We start from the raw sequence: 3,463 nt of genomic DNA, 5'->3' as shown, positions 1-3,463 counted from the left end.
CTCGGGCTCCCTCCACGTGAACCTCAACTGGCAGGTGCGCAAGCAGTTCTCCGGCTGGGCGGCGAAACTGGGCCGCCCGGTCGCCATGCACTCCGACCTCGACCTCGACCTGTGCGCCCTGTTCGAACTCACCGACGGCAGGAAGGGCGTCGTCCAGGCCCTCGGCAATGCCTTCGGCTCCCTGCACCAGCCCCCGTTCATCCACCTGGACGGCGACGACCGCACCGGCGCGGTGTCGACCGGTGAGAACCTCACCGTCAATCTCGACCAGAAGCACCAGTTCCGGCGCATCCTCGTCTTCGTCACGATCTACGAGGGTGCCCGCTCCTTCGCCGATCTGCACGCCACGGTCACCCTCCAGCCGCAGCACGGCGCGGCGATCGACTTCTCCCTCGACGAGTGCACGGTCCCCTCGACGGTCTGCGCGCTCGCCCTGATCACCAACACCGGCGGCGGTGAACTCGTCGTCCAGCGGGAGGCCCGCTACCTCGTCCCGGAGCGCGGAGTGAGCCCCCAGCGCACCGTCGACCACGTCTACGGGTGGGGCATGAACTGGACCCCCGGACGCAAGTGAGGGAGGTCAGCCCTTGTCCCGCACGGCCTTCGGAGCGGCGTAGGTGCGGCCCTTCCAGGCCGCGCCGCGCCCCCGGTGGTGCTGCACCGCCGAGTCCACCGTCATCAGCAGATACAGCGCCGCGGTGAACGGCAGCAGGGGAGCGAGCCACAGCGGCTGCCGGTAGTAACGCAGCAGCGGGACGTACGTCCCCGACATCACGAGCCAGGCCACCGCACCCAGGGCCGCGGCGACCGCGCTCCCCGCCACCGCCCCCGCGGCCACCGCGACGGGCGGCACCAGATACACCAGCGCCAGGCCGGCCACCGTACCGGCCAGCAGCAGCGGACTGTGCCGCAGCTGCGCGTACGCGCTCCGCGACACCATGCGCCACAGATCGCACAGCCGCGGATACGGACGCACGCTGTCCACCCCGTCCGCGAGCCCCAGCCAGACGCGGCCGCCGCTCCGTTTGACCGCGCGGGCGAGGGCGACGTCGTCGATGACGGCCTGCCGGATGGCGTCCGGGATCCGGGCCCGCGAGGCCGCCCCGGCACTCAGCAGCACGCAGCCCCCGGCCGCGGCCGCCGTGCGTGTCCCGTCCCTCCCGATCCGGCGGAACGGATACAACTGCGCGAAGAAATAGACGAAGGCCGGCACGACCAGGCGTTCCCAGCGGCTCTCCACGCGCAGCCGGGCCATCTGCGACACCACGTCGAAGCCTCCGCCGCGGGCGGCCGCCACCAGCCTGCGCAGACTGTCCGGGGCGTGTGCGATGTCGGCGTCCGTCAGCAGCAGATACCCGGGGTCGCGCGCGCCCGCCAGCGCCATGCCGTGCCGCACGGCCCACAGCTTGCCGGTCCAGCCGGGCGGCGGACCTCCCGGCGAGCCCACCGTGAGCGGCAGCCCGCCGTGCCGCCGCGCGAGCTCGCGCGCGATCTCCCCGGTGCCGTCCGTGCTGCCGTCGTCGACGAGGAAGACCTCGGCCCGGCCCGGATAGTCCTGGGCGAGCACCGACGGCAGGCTCGCCGGCAGCACCGCCGCCTCGTCCCGCGCGGGAACGACGACACACACGTCCGGCCAGGTGTCCGGGTCCCGCAGCGGCGGAAGCCGGACGTCCGTACGCCAGAACCAGCCCTGGCAGAGCAGCAGCCACAGCCAGGCGGCGAGGGATCCGGCGGCACTCCACACGATGGCGCTCACGTGCGCAGTCTCCCCCACGGCACCGCCGCGAAGCGGCTCATCGTCTATCGTGGCCGGGTGAAGATCGCGCTCATGGACTCCGGAATCGGACTGCTGGCGGCCACCGCCGCGGTGCGGCGTCTGCGCCCCGACGCCGATCTCGTCCTCTCCCTCGACCCCGACGGCATGCCCTGGGGACCGAGGACTCCGCAGGATCTCACCGCACGCGCCCTCGCCGTCGCCGCGGCCGCGGCCGCGCACCGCCCCGACGCCCTGATCGTCGGCTGCAACACCGCCACGGTGCACGCCCTCACCGCCCTGCGCGCGCGCCTCGAACCCGCACTGCCGGTCATCGGCACCGTCCCGGCGATCAAACCGGCCGCGGCCGGCGGGGGACCCTTCGCGATCTGGGCGACGCCCGCCACGACCGGCAGCCCCTACCAGCGCGACCTGATCGACAACTTCGCCGGCGGCGTGGCCGTCACCGAGGTCCCGTGCTGGGGGCTCGCCGAGGCCGTGGAGCGCGCGGACGAGACGGCGATCGACGCCGCGGTCGCCGCGGCCGCCGGGCTCACCCCGGACGACGTGACCACCGTGGTCCTCGGCTGCACCCACTACGAACTCGTCGGCGAGCGCATCCGGGCCGCGGTGCAGCGCCCCGCCGGCCCACCGCTCGTCCTGCACGGCTCGGCAGGGGCGGTGGCGGCCCAGGCACTGCGCCGCCTCGGCGAGCACCCCGCCCCCGGGGCACCCGCGAGCGGCAGCCTGACGACGCTGCTGAGCGGACGCGAGGGCACCCTCCCGTTCGCCGCCCTCACCTACGCCGAAGGCAGGCTGCTCCAGCCACTCGCTCCCGCCCGGACGGCGCAGTAACGCTGCGCCACGCGGTACCGACCGAGCGAATCCTGAGTAACCTCAAAGCTATGAGGCACCCCCGCCACGGTGAGCCCGCCCCGTACACCGAGGTCTGGACCGGTCGCGCCACCGGTCGCTTCCAGTGGCTGCTGGCGCTGATCGGCGCCGCCTGCATGGCGCTCGGTATCGCGCTGGCCGTCGACTCCGCGTGGACGACCGGCGCCGCTCCGCTGGCCATGGCCGTCGTCGGCTGCATCGCCGCGGGGCTGCTCGTCCTGTTCGGGACCCTCGCGTTCGTGCATGTCGCGCTGCGGGTCGACGAGGACCATCTGGAGGTGCGCTGCGGGCACATCGGCCTGCCGCGCCGCCGCATCCCGCTGTCGCACGTCGCCGGCGCGGAGTTCGCCCCGCACGTCACCCCGCGGCACTGGGGCGGCTGGGGGTACCGCTGGCGGCCCGAGAAGGGCACGGCGGTCGTCGTGCGCCGCGGCGAGGGCGTCGTACTGCAACTGTGGGACGGCCACACCTTCACGGTCACCGTGGACGACGCGGAAGCGGCCGTGACCGTCATCCGCGACCGTCTCCGCCCCCGCAGACCGGGCACGAGACACTGAGCCCTGCGGCACCGGACCGCGGCCACGGTGCGACTCGACCCCGGTAGCGGACCCGGCCCGCCGTTCCCCGCCCGCCTTCGACGCGCGCATGACTTGCCCGTCCGGGCCGGGCGCATCAGCTCGCGGGGTGGCGGGAGCGGAACATCCGTGACGGCCGGTCCCCGTGCCGGCCCCACGTCGCCGGCGGGGAAACATGCCTGAGCGCTCCGCCGCGTGTGAGCGAGAACGGGGTCCGGGGCGCGCCGCGGGGACGGGACGG

At 74.2% G+C, this 3,463-nt stretch carries 3 protein-coding genes and 1 pseudogene; 3 read left to right on the top strand and 1 reads right to left on the bottom strand.

The genetic code is table 11. The features are described 5' to 3' along the window. Window positions 1-574, top strand: a pseudogene (locus B9S61_RS00070) (Tellurium resistance); the annotation flags it as partial. Between the two features lie 6 nt (window positions 575-580). On the opposite strand, the gene B9S61_RS00065 reads toward B9S61_RS00070, so the two are convergent. Next, on the bottom strand, window positions 581-1,774 hold the full coding sequence (locus tag B9S61_RS00065; protein WP_103540326.1) for a glycosyltransferase: 1,194 nt from the start codon (window positions 1,772-1,774) through the stop codon (window positions 581-583). 39 nt (window positions 1,775-1,813) lie between these two features. On the opposite strand from B9S61_RS00065, the gene B9S61_RS00060 reads away from it, so the two are divergent. After that, window positions 1,814-2,608: a glutamate racemase gene (locus B9S61_RS00060; RefSeq protein ID WP_181007162.1), complete on the top strand. Its 795-nt coding sequence runs from the start codon at window positions 1,814-1,816 to the stop codon at window positions 2,606-2,608. Between the two features lie 50 nt (window positions 2,609-2,658). Further along, on the top strand, window positions 2,659-3,204 hold the full coding sequence (locus B9S61_RS00055; RefSeq protein WP_103540324.1) for a hypothetical protein: 546 nt from the start codon (window positions 2,659-2,661) through the stop codon (window positions 3,202-3,204). Window positions 3,205-3,463 lie beyond the last annotated feature (259 nt).

This window comes from Streptomyces sp. SM1 (assembly GCF_002910825.1).
GTDB lineage: Bacteria > Actinomycetota > Actinomycetes > Streptomycetales > Streptomycetaceae > Streptomyces > Streptomyces okerensis.
Note: the sequence above shows the minus strand (reverse complement) of the source record. Positions and strands in the feature narration are given on the sequence as shown.

Coding starts and splice junctions, on each gene's coding strand:
- B9S61_RS00055 (WP_103540324.1), top strand. CDS start 2,659: ATGAGGCACCCCCGCCACGGTGAGCCCGCCCCGTACACCGAGGTCTGG.